Here is a 15,401-nt window from a genome sequence, read left to right as displayed (position 1 = left end):
GCAGCCGGGGGCCAGCGCGGGCCGATGCCCCGGTGAACAACGGGCGAACAGCGGGTACGTCGGAGGCGGTCCGGTGAGCGGACCGGTAGCGCGGGCCGGGCCATGGCCGTGGTCCCGGCCGGGGACGGCGGCAGGCGGTCAGATCCGGGCCGGTGCGGGGCGGCGGGCCCGGCGCAGGGACGGTGCCTCGATGGCGTAGTACGACAGCAGGGCCAGCAGGACGGTCAGCAGGGCCGTGGCCGGCAGGAGTCCGTCCGTCATGCCGAGGGAGGCCAGCAGGCGTACGACGGGGTAGTGCCACAGGTAGATGCCGTAGCTCAGGTTGCGGCCCACCCAGGTCAGCGGTGTGAGGGAGAGCAGCCGGGAGAGTCCCTGGGCGGGGCGCAGTTCGAGGGCCGTGACCAGGACGGCGGACAGGACCGCCACCAGCAGGAACCCGACGGTGTACCAGCAGGCCGTCCAGGTGCCCGCGCCGGCGGTCACCGGCATCCGCCAGGCCGCCAGCGCCAGCAGGCCCAGCGCGGGCCAGACCAGCCGGCCCGCCCAGGTGCGCAGGACCGCCAGCCGGGGATCGTCGGCGCGCAGCCGCGCCAGGACCACGGCGACGAGGGCGCCGGCCAGCAACTGGTCGGCGCGGGTGTCGGTGCCGTTGTAGACGCGGTGGACGGCGTCCGGGTGCCACAGGGCGAAGCGCCACAGCACGGGCAGCGCGCACAGGGCCGCCGTGCAGAGCAGTACCGTGCGGGCACGGACGTACCGCAGCAGCACCAGCAGGACGAGCGGCCAGAACAGATAGAACTGCTCCTCCACCCCCAGCGACCAGGTGTGCGCGAGCGGCCCCATCATGTCGCCGTACGGTCCGGACTCCGTGGCCCGTACGACGTTGACCAGGAACAGCGCCGACAGTCCGGCCGCCGGCAGGGAGTTGTCGAAACCCCACAGCGGGGTGGTCACCGACAGGATCGCGCAGACCGCGCACAGGAACAGCAGGGCGGGGACGAGCCGCAGCCAGCGCCGCCGGTAGAAGGGGAGCAGGGCGATGCCGCCGGTGCGGGCGTGCTCGGCGAGCAGCAGCCGGGTGATGACGAAGCCGCTGATGGTGAAGAAGAGGTCCACGGCGACCGAGCCGCCCGGCAGCGCGTCCGGGGTCACGTGGTAGACGAGCACCAGGGCGACCGCCACCGTCCGCAGCCCGTCCAGGCCGTTCACCCGCCCGCTGCGCGCCACCGCGGACGGGAAGCCCCGGCCTTCCGTGACGGTGGTTCTGGCGCGTCCGCGCGGCGTCGCCGCTTTCGTTCCTGTGTCGGATTCTTCCGCTGTCGCCGGGCCCGCTTCCTGCGCCATGAACGAGATCGCTCCCCGCTGCCGATTACATGGGAGTAACTCGTTCCGCCTGTCCAGAAATCGCGGACGCATGCCTGTTCGGCCCCCGGTCACCTGGTCGGCGGACCGAAGACCACGCGAATGGATCACGCGGGACCGCCCCTGCCGCCCCACGCGCGGACGCCGCTCCGGGGGCAGGAGGCACCGGGGGCGAGTGGGCCCGTGGCCTCCTGCCCCGGTGCCCGGGGACCCTGTGCGTTCAGACGCTCACGGGCGGCCGAGGGCGCGGTACTCCCAGCCGGCGGCGCGCCACCGGGCGGGGTCGAGGGCGTGGCGTCCGTCGACGATGCGGCGGTGGTGCACGACGGCGCCCATGGCCTCCGGGGCGATCTGGCGGAACTCGTTCCACTCGGTGAGCAGCACGACGACGTCGGCACCGGCGGCGGCCGAGATCGCGTCGGTGCCGTAGCCGAGCTGCGGGTAGCTGCGCCGGGCGTTCTCGGTGGCGGCCGGGTCGACGACGGTGACGTGGGCGCCGAGCCGGTGCAGGGTGGTCGCCACGTCGAGGGCCGGGGCGTCGCGGATGTCGTCGGAGTTGGGCTTGAAGGCGGCGCCGAGGGCGGTCACCCGGACCCCGGTGAGGTCGCCGCCGGCGAGCTCGCGGACGAGGTCGACGGTACGGGCGCGGCGGCGCTTGTTGATGTCGTCCACCTCGCGCAGGAAGCCGACGGCCTGGCCGACCCCCAGCTCCTCGGCGCGGTGTGCGAAGGCCCGGATGTCCTTGGGCAGGCAGCCGCCGCCGAAGCCGAGACCGGGCCTGAGGAAGCGCCCGCCGATCCGGTCGTCGTACGCCAGGGCCTCGGCGAGGCCGGTGACGTCGGCGCCGGTGGCCTCGCAGACCTCGGCCATGGCGTTGATGTACGAGATCTTCGTGGCCAGGAAGGAGTTGGCGGCGACCTTGACCAGTTCGGCCGTGGGCAGGTCGGTGACGACCACCGGGGTGCCCCGCTCGATGACCGGGGCGAAGGCGGCGCGCAGCCGCGCCTCGGCCCAGGCGGAGGTGGTGCCGAAGACCAGCCGGTCCGGGCGCAGGGTGTCGTCCACGGCGTAGCCCTCGCGCAGGAACTCCGGGTTCCAGGCGAGTTCCACCTCGTCGCCCGCCGGCGCCAGGTTCCGGACCAGTTCGGTCAGCCGGGCCGCGGTGCCCACCGGCACGGTGGACTTGCCGACCACCAGGGCGCGCCGGCGCAGGTGCCCCGCGAGTTCGGTGACCGCCGCGTCGACGTAGCGCAGGTCGGCGGCGTCGGAGCCCTGCTGCTGGGGCGTGCCCACGCAGATGAAGTGGACGTCACCGAAGTCCGCGGCCTCCTCGAAGGAGGTGGTGAACCGCAGCCGTCCCGAGTCCAGGGCCTTGGTCAGCAGCTCGGGCAGGCCGGGCTCGAAGAAGGGGACCTCGCCCTTGCCGAGCCGTTCGATCTTGACCGGGTCCACGTCCACGCCCAGGACGTCGAAGCCGAGGGCAGCCATGCAGACGGCGTGGGTGGCCCCGAGGTAGCCGGTGCCTATGACGGTGAGCCGGGGGGCGGCCTCGCCGGCTCTCGGTCCCGCGGTGTCCTCCGGGAGGGTGGTGGCGTCCATGATCATCTCCAAGCGTGTCCGAGCTCTGGGCGGGAGCGGGGTTTTCGGGTGCGGTGGGCCGCCGCGGTGGCCCGCCGTGCGGCGGCCCACCGCGTGACGGGCGGGGAGGGGAGGAGGGGCGTCAGCCGGCGCAGTCCGTGTTGGCGAGGCCCTTGGCCGCGCCTGTGGCCTTGTTGTCGCAGGTCAGCTTGTTGCCGTTGTCGTCGGGCGTGAAGTGGAACCCGTAGCCGGAGCCGTCCACGTGGGCGGTGTTGCCCCGGAAGGTGTTGTCCTTGCCCCAGCCGTCGAGGATCTCGTGCGTCTGGAAGCCGTCCTCGGTGCTGTGGCGGCCGGTGTTGAAGGAGACCGTCCAGCCGTTGCCCTTCACGTCGACCCACGAGTCGTTGTGCGAACCGGACAGGGCGGAGCCGTCGAAGGTGTTGCGGGTGAGGACGCCGCCGGTGGTGCCCTCCTTGATGTCGACGGCCTCGGCCGTGACGGCGCTGATGTGGTTGCCGCTCACGACGTTGCGGTCGCTGTTGTCCGGCTTGCAGCGGGTGACCGTGCACCAGTTGGACTCGGCAGTGCCGATGTACACGCCTTCGCCGAACTTCGGCTTGCGCAGCCCGGTGTCGCGGATGGTGTTGTCGCGTACGACGTTGTCCGAGCTGAAGTCGCGCAGGTGGATGGCCTCGTCGCCGATCCGCTCCACCGTCAGGCCCTGGATGACGGCGTGCTCGACCTGGTCCGCCATCACGCCCTTCTGGCCGTTGCGCACGGTGAAGCCGACCAGCCGCCAGTGGTCGGCGTCGTCGAGGTGGAAGGCGTAGCCGCCCTCGATGTCACCGGCGTCGATCACCGCGCCGGGGCCGCCGCAGACCCAGATCGGCCGGTCGGCGGTGCCCGCGGTCCTGGCGGTGAACCTGTCCTCGTAGCTGCCGTCGGCGAGGTGGATGACGTCACCGGGCGCGGCGGCGTCGAGGGCGTCCTCCAGCGACGCGGCGTCGGTGACCTCGACGGTGGCCGCGGGGCAGGTGACCGCGTCGGCGGACACCCCGGCCGAGCCGGTGGCGGTGGCCCGCGGCGTGGCGGCCGGGTCCTCCCCGGTGGGGATCGGACCCGTGGCGAGCGCGGACGGCTCCTCGGGGGCGCTGCTCCGGGCGGCCGGGGCCGAGGCCGGGGCCTTGCTCGCCGAGCCGGCCGCCGCGGGCGGGGAGTCCCCGCCCGCGGCGGCGGTCAGCGCCACGATCAGGGCCACGACCGCGACCGCGAGGGCCGCTCCCGCGAGCCACACCGCACGGTTCCCCGCGTTCACTCGGCCATCACCGGCACCCGCTCCTTCTCCGCTTCCGCCTCCGCGGGGGCGATCTCGCGCAGATTGTTTTTGGGCAGCGGCGCCTTGTCCAGGTACGGGTGGGTGCCGAGCGTGCCGTGCTTGCGGCGTCCGCGCCGGCCCAGGGCCGCGGCGAACAGGATGAGCAGCAGGATGCCTGTCCACAGCAGGGTCATCGGGCTGGCGTAGTGGCGGAACTTCACCCAGAACGAGCTGGTGTCGTACCAGGCGAAGGTCTGGTTCTCCTTGACGGTGAGGTCGCCGTGGGCCCGGGTGGTGTCGATGGCGCTGGGGCCGACACCGGCGATGACGTTGTACGAGATCGTGGAGTCGTCGATGTCGCCGACCAGGGAGATGCCGTGGTTGCCGGCCTCCTCGACGGTGTTGCCCCGCACCTCGGCGACCGAGTCGCGGACGTAGACGGCGGTGTCGGCCTTCTCGACGATGTTGCCGGTGACCTTGGCGCCCGTCACACCGTCGCGCACCGAGATGCCCTGCCGGGACTGGCCGATCAGCCGGTTGCCGGTGACGGCGACCTTGTCGGCCTCCTTGCGGACCACGATGCCCATGTCGCCGCCGGTCACGGTGTTGTCCTGCACGCCGACGTCCGTGCCGCCGACGACCTCGATGCCGTAGTGGCCGTTGTCCTCGGCGGTGCTGCTGGAGACGGAGTTGGAGCCGTAGCTGCTGACGGACTGGCCGGAGGCGGAGGGGCCGTGGGCCAGCGGCTGGCCGCTGACGGTGAAGCCGTTGCCGCCGTTGCCCAGCGACTTGGAACCGGTCACCCGGACCTGCTGGGTGGCACGTGCCATCACGAAGCCGTCGCCGCCGTTGTCCCGCGCCGTGGTGTTCTCCACGATCGCGTTGACCACGAAGCGGTGCAGGACGAGGCCGTCCTGCCGGCTCTTCTCGATGGTGGTGGACTCGACGGTGACCCCGGTGGCGCCGGAGGCGAACAGCCCGTACACGTTGCCGGAGACGGTGGAGTGGCTGATGTCCGCGGACACGTAGGACAGCTGGGGCGTGCTGAAGCGGCTGTCCGGGGTGGCCAGCTCACCCGACGGGCCGGTCAGTACGCCGCTGCTGCTGAGCCGGCCGTCGTCCTCGTCGGTGAGGGCGTCCGGGCCGCTCAGGCTGCCGGTGTTGGGCCGGTCGGTGCCGGTGAGGCTGAGCCCGCCGGTACGGCCGCTCCAGAAGCCCAGGTCGGAGACGTCGGCGTAATTCATGGAGAACTGGCCGCCGATGGCGCGGATGTACGCGCGCCCGTCCCGGACGTCGGTGTCCGGCTTGTTCTTCTGGGGGTCCCAGCTGCTGATCTTGACGTGGGCCTGCGCGGCGCCGTCGATCGTGATCCGGCCGCCGAAGGAGACGATGGAGACGAAGCCCTGGCGGTTGCTGGCCAGGTGCAGGTTCAGTCCGCCGGGGTTGGCCAGCCGCAGCTTGGCCCCGGAGTTCAGGTAGATGTTCTCCGTCAGCAGGTACGACCCGTCGGATTTCCGTACGAAGGTCTGCGGCGCGAGCTCCAGGAGGTCGGCGACGGTGTACGGCTTGCTGCGCCGGGTCAGGACGAGGGTGTAGCCGCCGGTGGTCTCGGTCCGGTACGGCTTCGTGTACCGCTGGTCCTTCAGCGGGGCGACCGCGGACACCGCGCGGACCTGGTCGAGCCGGTGGTCCTCGGCGGTGACCAGGGCCGCCTGGGTCTCGGACTCCTCGGCGGTGAACTGGGTCCCGGCTGGGTCGTCCTCGCCGGCGGCCGAGGCGGGGGCGGCCGGGGTGAGCAGGAGCACGGCCGCCATGGGCAGGGCGACGGCGGCGGTGCGCAGGGCGGCCGGGCCGAGGTGGCGGGGGCGGTTCATGTGGTTCATGCGGTTCAGGTGGTTCATGACGGGAAAGCCCCCATACCGGACGTGGCCTTGGCCGACGTGGTGGCCGCGGCGGGCTCCAGGGCCGGCTCCGCGGCCGCGGCGGTGACCGGCGTCGCGGCCGGCGTCGCGGCCGGCGTCGTGCCGCCGAGCGACGCGGAGTTCTGGCCCTCGCCGCCGATGGTGTCGCTGTTGCGGGTGAGCCAGCCCTGCTTGTTCATGGTGAGGAAGGCGTACAGCTTGATCGGGAGCGAGATCATGACGACCACGACCGCGAGCAGCGGCAGCAGGAGCAGTTCCTGCGGGTGCCTGCGCAGGTGCGAGTAGCCCCGGACGCCCCGCCCGAGGAGCAGCCAGATCAGCACCAGCGCGATCCCCCGCCCCGTCAGTTCGAGGCGGCTGAGCAGGAGGTAGCCGAGGGCCATGCCCATCGTGACGGGGGTGAGCAGGATCTGCAGCACGGTGATCTTGGTGACCAGCGGCGCACGCCACAGCCAGCCCTTGTACAGGGCGGTCAGGTAGCAGCGGTAGGAGTTGCGGCTCCAGCGCACGCGCTGCTTGACGAAGGCCCGGAAGGAGGAGGGGAACATCGACAGCGCGCGGGCGGAGGACTGGTGGACCGTCTTGTAGCCGGAGGCCAGCACCAGCCAGGTCAGCCGGCCGTCGTCACCGGCGACGCACCGGCGGCCGAGGAAGAACTCGTCCTCGAGGTTGGTCAGCACGGGGGTGATCGCCGCCCGCCGGTAGGCCGCCGTACGGCCGGAGAGGCAGGCGACGGCGCCGGCGCGGCCCATGGCCGGGACGTAGTCGTAGTAGCGGAGGTTGACCAGCCAGTCGGCTATGCGCCGCCAGACACTGGAGCGGCGCTGGTAGACGTTCTGCTGGGTGCCGACGCCGCCGACCGTGGGGTCGGCGAAGGGCATCTGCACCGCGTCGAGCAGTCCCTCCTCCCAGCGGGTGTCGGAGTCGACCAGGACGACCACTTCACCGCTCGCCGCCCGGATGCCCACGCCCAGCGCCGAGCGCTTGCCGCGGTGTTCGAAGGCCAGCACCCGCACCCGGGGGTCGGTCACCAGCGAGAGCCGGCGGATGACCTCGTGGTCCGCCACGTCCGGGACGATGATCACCTCCGTGGGGTTCTGCGCCAGCCAGGTCTCCAGGCAGTCCAGGAGGATGTCCGGGTCCTCCCGGTAGGCGGGCACCACGACCGAGGTGGTGGTGCGGTAGTCGTTCACCACGGGCTTGGCGAACCGGGACAGCACCGCCCGGTACAGCCACAGGCCCCACACGAAGACGCCGGCTATGCCCAGCGGCATGACGTCCCGCCAGGACGTCTCACCGACGGCTTGTACCAGCCATGACCAGAACGCGTCGAAGAAGCTCGACATCAAAGAGGGCCCCCACCCAGTAAGCGACCGGAACGAGCCAACGTGCGTCGGGAACGGCACTTGGCTGGAAGGAATCTAAGGCATCGGACACGAATCCTTCACATCCGATGTGGAAACTTCACATGATGTGAGACGCCCCTTCGGATGCGCGGGGCGCCACACCGTCACTTCGGCGCCGGTGAGCGCGTATTGACGTTCCTCAGGGGGTGTGATGCCGGGTCCTCCGTGGGCCGCGGTGCGGGGGTCGCACGCCAGGCACACGCAAGGATCTTCACAACTTCTCCTCACATGAGGAGCTTCATGATTCAACTTGATTCGGCCGAAAGGGAACCCTCTTTGCTCTTTCGAGACCTGTGACAGGTCGTCAGGCGCAGTCGACGTCGGCGTGAAGTCGTCGAGTGGGCAGATGGGTTCGGTCGAATTTCAAGCCAGGCCGACCAGGACGCGGGCCGGTCGCGGCGGGCATCGCGACCGGACGGCGTGCCCGGGGCCGTTCGGTCCGGCGCCGGACGGCACCACCCCGTGCGTGCGGGAGTGCCGGACGGCACCGTCCCGCCTTCCCGGACCACGGACACGATCCGTGCCGCCGGACCCGGAGCGAGCGCGGGCGGCCAGGACATCCGGAACCGTTCGGGATATCCGCGGGGGCCAGGAATGGGCCCAGGACTCACCCCCGCTCACCGGCCGGGAAGGTATTCGGTGGAGAAGGGGCCGGTCCGCGGTGCCGGGTGATCGGCGGAACCACCGCCGGCCGTACGGATTCATGACTGAAACCGGGGCCGGAGCGGTATGGGGATGTGTTTCCGCCTCCCCGTGAACGGGGAGTACTGCGCGAGAACAGGGGCTGACGGAGCGTCACGCGCCTCCGGAGGTCTCGGAACCGCCGCGATCCACGCCTCCGAGGAGGGCCGTACCGCGGCCGCCACGCACCCAGGGTGTGACTTTCGCGTCCATGACAGAGGGAATAGGCGCCGGACGCGGTACGTATTCCCAGGTCACCGACCGGAGGCAGAATTTGCGATCACGCGCGGTCGATCGCACCGTGCTAGTGTCGGTATCAGTTGCAGGTGTGGTTGCCAGCGGGTTCATTTCCTACGGGTTGATCATCACGGCGACACGGAATTCACACAGGGTGAATTCCCGATACCGCCTCCGAAGGAGAAATGACATGGCTACCGGTACCGTGAAGTGGTTCAACCCGGAAAAGGGCTTCGGCTTCATCGAGCAGGACGGCGGCGGCCCCGACGTCTTCGCCCACTACTCGAACATCGCCGCCCAGGGTTTCCGTGAGCTGCACGAGGGCCAGAAGGTGTCCTTCGACATCGCACAGGGCCAGAAGGGCCCGACGGCCGAGAACATCGTTCCCGCCTGATATCGGCGCCGACGCGTACTTCGCAACCGGGGCCCGCACCTCTGGGGTGCGGGCCCCGGTTCGCTGCGTTTCCGACCGGTGACGGGGTGGTCCCACCACGTCACCGGTCGGTGACGTATTCTCCGTCGGCCCGGCTCGGCCCCCATCGACTCCGGCTCGTCTCGAGATTCTCTGCGCCGCTCCTGTGCTGCGGGAATTCCTTGGTACGCGCCTCATCAAGGAAGGTTCCGCATGAAGCGTGCCCGCACGTCCCGCACCCATGACCGCTCCGGGGGAGGCTCCGGCGCGCCCCGCTCGGGTGCCCCCCGCTCGGGCTCCCCTCGCTCCGGGGGCCCGCGCCGCTCCAGGGGTTCCGGAAACCGGCCGGCCGCACGGCCCGTACAGGGCGAGTTCACGCCGCCGGAGACGATCACACCCGCGCTGCCCGCCGTCGAGTCGTTCGCCGAGCTCGACATGCCCGCGCGGCTGCTGGACACGCTCGGCCGCGAGGGCGTGACCGTGCCGTTCCCGATCCAGGCGGCGACCCTGCCGAACTCCCTGGCCGGCCGTGACGTACTCGGCCGGGGCCGTACCGGCTCGGGCAAGACCCTCGCCTTCGGCCTCGCCGTACTGGCCCGCACGGCGGGACGGCGGGCCGAGCCGCGACGGCCGCTCGCCCTCGTCCTCGTCCCCACCCGCGAGCTCGCCCAGCAGGTCACCGACGCGCTCACCCCGTACGCCCGCGCCGTGGGCCTGCGGCCGGTCAGCGTCGTCGGCGGGATGTCCATCGGCCGGCAGGCCGGTGCGCTGCGCGCCGGGGCCGAGGTGGTCGTCGCGACGCCCGGACGGCTCAAGGACCTGATCGACCGGGGCGACTGCGTGCTGGACGACGTCGGCGTCACGGTCCTCGACGAGGCCGACCAGATGACCGACATGGGCTTCATGCCCCAGGTCACCGCCCTGCTCGACCAGGTGCGCCCCGACGGGCAGCGGATGCTCTTCTCGGCCACCCTGGACCGCAACGTCGACCGCCTGGTCCGCCGCTACCTGACGGACCCGGTGGTCCACTCCGTCGACCCGTCGGCGGGCGCCGTCACCACGATGGAGCACCACATACTCCACGTGCACGACGAGGACAAGCACCGGACGACCACCGAGATCGCGGCGCGCGACGGCCGGGTGATCATGTTCCTCGACACCAAGCACGCGGTGAACCGGCTGACCAAGCACCTCCTGAACAGCGGTGTCCGCGCCGCGGCCCTGCACGGCGGCAAGTCCCAGCCGCAGCGCACGCGGACCCTGGCCCAGTTCAAGAGCGGCGACGTGACGGTGCTGGTGGCGACCAACGTCGCCGCGCGCGGCATCCACGTCGACAACCTCGACCTGGTCGTCAACGTGGACCCGCCGACCGACCACAAGGACTACCTGCACCGCGGCGGCCGTACGGCCCGCGCCGGGGAGTCCGGCAGCGTCGTCACCCTGGTGACGCCCGGCCAGCGCCGCGAGATGAGCCGGCTGATGTCCCTGGCGGGCATCACCCCCCTGATCACCCAGGTGCGTTCGGGCGAGGAGGAGCTGAGCCGCATCACGGGCGCCCAGGCCCCCTCCGGCATCCCGGTCGTCATCGCCGCGCCGCCCGCGGAGAGCCCCCGCGCCACCTCCTCCCCCTCCCGCAGCCGCCGGGGCCGCCGGGGCCGCGCAGGCCAGGGCCGTCCCGCAGGCCAGGGCCGTCCCGCCGGTGAGGAGGGCCGCCGCAGGACCCAGCGACGCCCCGGATCCGGCCCGGCCGCCTAGCACCGCCGGGACCCTGAGCCCGAGCCCCCTGCCGGCACGCGCCGGCAGGGGGCTCGTCGTCGTACCGCCGCCTCGCCGCCAGAAGGACCTCGCGCGAGCCCGGTGCTCCGAAGCGGAGGGCCTCACCGGCCGCGACGCCGTCCGGCGAGGCGGGGGTTCCCCCGTCGGGCGGCGAGGCGCAAGCTGGAGAGGAGACCGCCTCGTCGTCCCGGGCGCGGGCTCGGGACACGCGCGGTCTCGCCGCTCCGAGTGGGCCCCCGGGGCCCGGCAGGAGGGAAGCGAGATGACGGAGCAGGTCACCACCGGTACGCGCTGGCACCTGGCCGGCGACTGGTTCGACGTGTGCAAGTGCGCCATACCGTGTCCCTGTACGTTCGCCCAGCCCCCGACCTACGGCGACTGCGAGGGCGTGCTGGTCTGGCGCATCCGGGAAGGCAACTTCGGCGACGTGCGGCTCGACGGTCTCAACGTCCTGATGCTCGGCTCCTTCACCGGAAACCCCTGGGCCGGCACGCACACCGACCCGTACGCCGCGGTCTTCCTCGACGAACGGGCCGACGAGCGGCAGCGCGCCGCGCTCGGGGCCGTCTTCGGCGGTGAGGCGGGCGGATGGCCCGCGCAGTTCGGGGAGATGTTCCACCCCGAGATGCGCGGCATGGACGTCGCTCCCGTCCACGTGGAGATCGACGAGGACCTGGCGACGTGGCGGGCGGAGATTCCCGGCCGGGTCACGGCCGAGGCCGAGGCGCTCACCGGCCCGACGACGCCGGACGGCGCACGGGTCCAGGTGCACAACGCGCCCGGCGCCGAGGTCGGACCGGGCCAGGTGGCCACCTGGGGCCGGGCCACCACCGACCGCGCCGACGCCTTCGGCTTCTCCTGGGAACGCTCGGGGAAGTCGAGCAAGCACTTCCGGTTCGACTGGAGCGGACCGGAGTGACGGACCGGGGCCGGCTCGCTCACATGCCGGGCATCGGGGGCGTCGTTCCCGTCAGGCCGGGCAGCAGCCAGTCCTGGGACAGGGCGAGGACGGCCAGGACGAGGAACGCCACGCCCACGCCCCGGGCGAGCAGCGGACCGCGGGACCACAGCTTCTCCACGAAGATCACCACGGCCAGTCCCGCCATCGCCGCCACGTTCATCATGCCGAGCGGGATCAGGACGGCCATCAGTCCGGCACAGCAGCCGACGCAGTAGGCGCCGTGGTGGACGCCCACCCGCAGGTCGCGGGCCGGCCGGCGGAACGCGGCGTACCGCACGAGCTGGCTCATGGGGTCGCGGCAGTGCCGCAGACAGACGTTCTTGAGGGGGCCGAGCTGGTACAGGCCCGCGAGCAGGAAGGCCACCGCGCCGAGCCGGTGTCCCGCCGTCGGACGGCCGTCCACCAGGTCGCCGGTGAGGGCCAGGGCCGCGTAGGCGAGGAGCCCGAAGGCGGCCCACACCAGCAGGTACCCGCCCACGAACCCGGCGGTGCGCGCGGCCCGCACCCGGCCGGAGGAGCGCCGGCCGATCCCCCGCACCCAGGTGAGGGCCACCGGTGCCATGGACGGCAGCATCATGGCCGCCGTCATCGTCACCCAGAGCAGCAGGAACAGCGGCAGCGTCATCCCCATCGTGCCGGGCCCGACACCCATGTCCCGGGCCTGCCCGACGGTGAGAACCCAGGCGGGCACCGCGATCAGGACGACCAGGAACCAGGCGGCCGCGAGCTCCCGGACCGGCAGCAGACCCCCACCCGCCCCGGTCGGCGCGGCCGGCCGGGCGGGATCGAGGGGAGCGGTCCGGCTGTGGCGCATCGGTGTGTACTCCTGCCGCTGTCTCCAGGACAGCACGCCTCCCCGCGCACCGCGACCTCGCACCGCGCGGCCGGGGGAGCGCGGCGCCCGCCCCGATCGGGCAGGAGCGGGTACGCGGTGCGTCCGGTGCTGTGCCCATGCCACCCCACCGGACGCTCCCGCACGTATCCCCGCCGTGTTCAGGCCGCCGGCCTGAGCGGGGTGGCCGGGGCGGCCGGCTCCTGGACCAGGGTGCGGCGGCGGACCGGGATGCCGAGGGTCGGGTTGGCCACGCCCCAGGCCGCGCCCTTGCAGACCAGTTCCTTGTAGAGGGCGGCGAGGCGTCCGGTCAGGGCCGCGTCGACCGAGCGGTCGTCGGCGGTGACGTACTGGATCAGGCCCTCCTTGCGGCCCAGCGAGACGCACTGGTTGAAGTAGCGCAGCGGGGTGTTCGGGAGCTTGCCGCCGGTCAGGCGGGCCGCGATGGCGTCGGCGGCCTGCCAGGCGGTGGGGACGCCCGAGGCGCACGACATCCGCAGCGGCTTGTCGCCGGGCCCCTGCACCAGCGCCGCGTCGCCGACGGCGTACACCTCCGGGTGCGAGACGGAGCGCATGGTGGCGTCGACGACGATCCGGCCGGTGCCGGTGGTCTCCAGGGTGGTGGCCCCGGCGAGCGGGTGGACGGCGAAGCCGGTGGTCCACAGGGTGACCGCGGCCGGGAGGGTGCGGCCGTCGGCGGTGGTGACGTGGTCGGCTCCGACGGCGGTGACGGAGGTCTGTTCGCGCACCGTGACGCCGAGCCCGTCGACGACCTTGCGCAGGTGCCGGCGGCCCTTGGCGGAGAGCCAGTCGCCGAGTGCGCCGCGGACGGCGAGGGAGACGTCGAGGTCCGGGCGGGACTCGGCGATCTCGGTCGCGGCCTCCAGGCCGGTGAGTCCGCCGCCGACCACGACCACGGACCGCCCCGCCTCCAGGCCGGCCAGGCGCTCGCGCAGCCGGAGGGCCCCGGGGCGGCTCGCGATCTCGTGGGCGTGTTCGGCGGCACCGGGGACGCCGTGGGGGTCCCAGCCGCTGCCGAGGGCGTACACGAGGGTGTCGTACGTCAGCCGCCGGGTTCCCCCGGTGCCGTCGGTGACGGTGACCGTCCTGCGGTCGGCGTCCACGCCCGTCACCTTCGCGATCACCGGTTCCACGGCGGTGCCCGCGAACATCTCGGCGAGGGGGCGGGGCCTGAGCTCCTGGCCCACGGCGAGCTGGTGCATGCGGACGCGTTCGACGAAGTCGGGCTCGGCGTTGACGAGGGTGATGGCGACGTCTTCCGGGCGCAGCCGCTTGGCCAGGCGTCCGGCGGCGACGGCTCCGGCGTATCCGGCTCCGAGGACGATGATGCGGTGCTGCATTTCCCTGCTCCTGTCGTCGGCTCTTCGGCGGGTCGCCCCTTGAACCGGGCGGCCCGCCGTTTCCTGACAGGAGCGGATCGTGACGTGTGTCACGTGATGCTCAGAAGGCGGTGAGCAGGGGTTCTCCGTGGTCGGTGGTCGCCCAGAGCCGGGTCGCGCGTTCCAGCTTGTCGGGGTTGACCTGGTTGCGGATCGCGGTGATGCCCTCGGGGGTGACCGCGAAGCACATAATGCCGACGATCCGTCCGTCGAGGACCGCCACCAGGGCGGGGTCGCCGTTGGCGGTCGTGGCGTACACGCCGGGCGAGCCGCCCACGATGTCGCGCTTGGCCTTGCCCGGCTTGAACAGGCCCCGCATGAACGTGGCGACCGCGAGCGCGCCCTCGAACGCCTTGGCGCGGGCCGGGACCTTCCCGCCGCCGTCGCCGACCGCGACGGCGTCCTGGGTGAGCAGCCGGACGAGCGGCTCGGTCCGGCCGCTGGTGGCGGCGGCGAGGAACTCGTCGACGACCCGCCGGGCGGCGGCCTCGTCGATCTCGGTACGGGCCTTGCCGTCCGCGACGTGCTTCCTGGCCCGGTGGAAGATCTGCTGGCTGGCGGCCTCGGTGAGGTCGAGGATCCCGGCGATCTCCCGGTGCGGGTAGTCGAAGGCCTCCCGCAGCACGTACACCGCCCGCTCGTTGGGGGAGAGACGTTCCAGCAGGGTGAGGACGGCGTACGAGACCGACTCGCGCTGTTCGGCGGTGTCGGCGGGGCCGAGCATCCGGTCGCCGGCGAGCAGCGGTTCGGGGAGCCACTGGCCCACGTAGGTCTCGCGCCGGGCGCGGGCCGAGGTGAGCTGGTTGAGGCACAGGTTGGTGAGCACCTTCGTCAGCCAGGCCTCGGGGACGTCGATGCGGCCGGTGTCGGCGGCCTGCCAGCGCAGGAACGTCTCCTGCACGGCGTCCTCGGCCTCGCTCGCGGAACCGAGCAGGCGGTAGCCGATGGCCTCCAGACGGGGCCTGGACGCCTCGAACCGGTCCACGTCCTCCACGGTCAGGGCCATGCTCCGGATCCTAGCCCGGCCGGGGTCCGGGGGCGCGGGCGGTGGTACCGGGTGCCTGTCGGGGTTCTTGGGGAGGGCCCCGGTGTCCCCGTCGGAAGCACGGGCGGTGCTTCCGGCCGCCTGTCGGAGCTCTCGGGGAGAACCCGGGCGTTCCCATGGGGGACGTGGGAGGTGGTTCCGGACGCTGCCGGGACTCCCGGGGAGAGCCCCGGCGTCCCCGCCGGGGACGAACGCGTCCCGAGGCCCCTCCGGTGCGCACCGGAGCACGGACGCTTCCGCTGCTCGACGTACTGACGGACGATCGCCCACGCCGCTCCGCCGCGCGATCCGGCGCACCGGCGCGAGGCCGCCGCGTCTTTGCGATCGAGCATGGCGAACCGGACCGGGCCGATGCGGCTCCTCTCAGGTCCTCCGTGGAAACACCGGGAGCCGACCGGGCGCTGTCGCGGATTCCGGTGATGAGGTGCGCACCGTCGCTTGAGGTGTTTTCCCTTCTCGAATCCCGCGCACGCG

11 protein-coding genes are annotated in these 15,401 nt (G+C 72.5%); 3 read left to right on the top strand and 8 right to left on the bottom strand.

Going from position 1 to position 15,401, the window contains the following annotated elements:
• Positions 1-138 precede the first annotated feature (138 nt).
• The 5 genes from IH50_RS0102775 to IH50_RS0102755 all read right to left on the bottom strand — a co-directional run bounded on the left by IH50_RS0102775 (position 139) and on the right by IH50_RS0102755 (position 7,523).
• Complete coding sequence (locus IH50_RS0102775; protein ID WP_030856799.1) at positions 139-1,344, bottom strand: acyltransferase family protein; 1,206 nt, start codon at positions 1,342-1,344, stop codon at positions 139-141.
• A 246-nt stretch (positions 1,345-1,590) separates the two neighbouring features.
• On the bottom strand, positions 1,591-2,961 hold the full coding sequence (locus IH50_RS0102770; protein WP_051767159.1) for a UDP-glucose dehydrogenase family protein: 1,371 nt from the start codon (positions 2,959-2,961) through the stop codon (positions 1,591-1,593).
• A 121-nt stretch (positions 2,962-3,082) separates the two neighbouring features.
• Positions 3,083-4,255, bottom strand: a complete 1,173-nt coding sequence (locus IH50_RS0102765; RefSeq protein ID WP_037871910.1) for a right-handed parallel beta-helix repeat-containing protein — start codon at positions 4,253-4,255, stop codon at positions 3,083-3,085.
• Positions 4,252-6,156 (bottom strand): right-handed parallel beta-helix repeat-containing protein, encoded by a 1,905-nt coding sequence (locus IH50_RS0102760; RefSeq protein ID WP_051767149.1) that lies wholly within the window; start codon positions 6,154-6,156, stop codon positions 4,252-4,254. Before IH50_RS0102760 ends, IH50_RS0102765 begins: the two co-directional genes overlap by 4 nt.
• The gene (locus tag IH50_RS0102755; RefSeq protein ID WP_078913821.1) at positions 6,153-7,523 is read right to left on the bottom strand and encodes a glycosyltransferase family 2 protein; all 1,371 of its coding nucleotides are present in this window, start codon (positions 7,521-7,523) and stop codon (positions 6,153-6,155) included. The genes IH50_RS0102760 and IH50_RS0102755 overlap by 4 nt, the downstream gene beginning before the upstream one ends.
• Before the next feature lie 1,168 nt (positions 7,524-8,691).
• On the opposite strand from IH50_RS0102755, the gene IH50_RS0102750 reads away from it, so the two are divergent.
• The 3 genes from IH50_RS0102750 (at position 8,692) to IH50_RS0102740 (ending at position 11,608) form a co-directional block, all read left to right on the top strand.
• Complete coding sequence (locus IH50_RS0102750) at positions 8,692-8,895, top strand: cold-shock protein (protein WP_030856788.1); 204 nt, start codon at positions 8,692-8,694, stop codon at positions 8,893-8,895.
• A gap of 231 nt (positions 8,896-9,126) precedes the next feature.
• A complete protein-coding gene (locus tag IH50_RS0102745) occupies positions 9,127-10,668 on the top strand; it encodes a DEAD/DEAH box helicase (RefSeq protein WP_030856786.1) in 1,542 nt (513 codons plus the stop codon).
• A gap of 283 nt (positions 10,669-10,951) precedes the next feature.
• Positions 10,952-11,608 (top strand): DUF1326 domain-containing protein, encoded by a 657-nt coding sequence (locus IH50_RS0102740; RefSeq protein WP_030856783.1) that lies wholly within the window; start codon positions 10,952-10,954, stop codon positions 11,606-11,608.
• Positions 11,609-11,627: 19 nt separating this feature from the next.
• On the opposite strand, the gene IH50_RS0102735 is transcribed toward IH50_RS0102740, so the two are convergent.
• From IH50_RS0102735 to sigJ, 3 genes are all read right to left on the bottom strand, one after another.
• Positions 11,628-12,464 (bottom strand): DUF2182 domain-containing protein, encoded by an 837-nt coding sequence (locus IH50_RS0102735; protein ID WP_037871909.1) that lies wholly within the window; start codon positions 12,462-12,464, stop codon positions 11,628-11,630.
• A gap of 179 nt (positions 12,465-12,643) precedes the next feature.
• Positions 12,644-13,843: an NAD(P)/FAD-dependent oxidoreductase gene (locus IH50_RS0102730; protein WP_030856779.1), complete on the bottom strand. Its 1,200-nt coding sequence runs from the start codon at positions 13,841-13,843 to the stop codon at positions 12,644-12,646.
• Positions 13,844-13,943: 100 nt separating this feature from the next.
• On the bottom strand, positions 13,944-14,888 hold the full coding sequence (gene sigJ / locus IH50_RS0102725; RefSeq protein WP_030856777.1) for an RNA polymerase sigma factor SigJ: 945 nt from the start codon (positions 14,886-14,888) through the stop codon (positions 13,944-13,946).
• Positions 14,889-15,401: the final 513 nt, after the last annotated feature.

Source organism: Streptomyces sp. NRRL S-37, assembly GCF_000721605.1.
Lineage (GTDB): Bacteria > Actinomycetota > Actinomycetes > Streptomycetales > Streptomycetaceae > Streptomyces.
The sequence above is the reverse complement of the archived record's forward strand: the minus strand, read 5'-3'. Positions and strand labels throughout refer to the sequence as shown.

Bases quoted from the DNA above. Each gene is read 5' to 3' on its own strand.
- IH50_RS0102775 (WP_030856799.1), bottom strand. From the start codon at position 1,344: ATGGCGCAGGAAGCGGGCCCGGCGACAGCGGAAGAATCCGACACAGGA.
- IH50_RS0102750 (WP_030856788.1), top strand. From the start codon at position 8,692: ATGGCTACCGGTACCGTGAAGTGGTTCAACCCGGAAAAGGGCTTCGGC.
- IH50_RS0102770 (WP_051767159.1), bottom strand. From the start codon at position 2,961: ATGGACGCCACCACCCTCCCGGAGGACACCGCGGGACCGAGAGCCGGC.
- IH50_RS0102760 (WP_051767149.1), bottom strand. From the start codon at position 6,156: ATGAACCACCTGAACCGCATGAACCACATGAACCGCCCCCGCCACCTC.
- IH50_RS0102745 (WP_030856786.1), top strand. From the start codon at position 9,127: ATGAAGCGTGCCCGCACGTCCCGCACCCATGACCGCTCCGGGGGAGGC.
- IH50_RS0102755 (WP_078913821.1), bottom strand. From the start codon at position 7,523: ATGTCGAGCTTCTTCGACGCGTTCTGGTCATGGCTGGTACAAGCCGTC.
- IH50_RS0102740 (WP_030856783.1), top strand. From the start codon at position 10,952: ATGACGGAGCAGGTCACCACCGGTACGCGCTGGCACCTGGCCGGCGAC.
- sigJ (WP_030856777.1), bottom strand. From the start codon at position 14,888: ATGGCCCTGACCGTGGAGGACGTGGACCGGTTCGAGGCGTCCAGGCCC.
- IH50_RS0102735 (WP_037871909.1), bottom strand. From the start codon at position 12,464: ATGCGCCACAGCCGGACCGCTCCCCTCGATCCCGCCCGGCCGGCCGCG.
- IH50_RS0102730 (WP_030856779.1), bottom strand. From the start codon at position 13,843: ATGCAGCACCGCATCATCGTCCTCGGAGCCGGATACGCCGGAGCCGTC.